The sequence below is a fragment of the Bacillus sp. P4_D3 genome (assembly GCF_056401855.1).
The window spans coordinates 1-840 of the sequence record NZ_JBFUIN010001090.1 but is presented as its reverse complement, the minus strand read 5'-3'; the positions used below and the strand labels follow the sequence as shown (position 1 = coordinate 840).

Genomic DNA, 840 nt, shown 5'->3' with positions numbered 1-840 from the left:
GTCATAAAATGATTGATTTAAGTATCGGGAATCCCGATATGCCTCCTGCTGATTTCGTAAGAGAAGCAATGGTACATACAGCAAGTGCAAAAGAAAGTTACGGATATACGTTATCTGGTATTCAAGAATTTCACGAAGCTGTAACTGAATATTACAACAACACTCATAATGTTATATTAAATGCTGAAAAAGAAGTTTTATTATTAATGGGTTCACAAGACGGACTCGTTCATTTACCTATGGTTTTTGCAAATCCGGGAGATATAATACTAGTTCCTGATCCAGGATATACAGCTTATGAAACAGGAATTCAAATGGCCGGTGCAACATCTTACTACATGCCATTAAAGAAAGAAAATGATTTCTTACCTAACTTAGAAGTTATCCCTAAAGAAATTGCCGATAAAGCGAAGATGATGATTTTGAACTTCCCAGGGAATCCAGTTCCAGCAATGGCTCATGAAGATTTCTTTAAAGAGGTAATTGCATTCGCGAAAAAACATAATATTATCATTGTCCATGATTTTGCTTATGCTGAATTTTATTTTGATGGTCAAAAGCCAATTAGCTTCTTATCTGTACCTGGTGCAAAAGAAGTTGGTGTAGAAATAAACTCTTTATCAAAAAGTTATAGTTTAGCAGGTAGCCGTATTGGATATATGATTGGAAATGAAGACGTTGTTGGTGCACTAACACAGTTTAAATCGAATACAGACTACGGTGTATTTTTACCAATTCAAAAAGCAGCATCTGCTGCACTAAGAAATGGCGCAGAGTTTTGCGAGAAAAACCGAAGCATTTACCAAGAACGTAGAGATACTTTAGTGGACGGATTCCGTA

The 840-nt window shown here is 35.7% G+C and carries 1 protein-coding gene; it reads left to right on the top strand.

From position 1 onward, the window contains the following. The coding region (locus tag AC1DTM_RS29450) for an LL-diaminopimelate aminotransferase (protein ID WP_477001586.1) at positions 1-840 on the top strand (840 nt) is incomplete at both ends.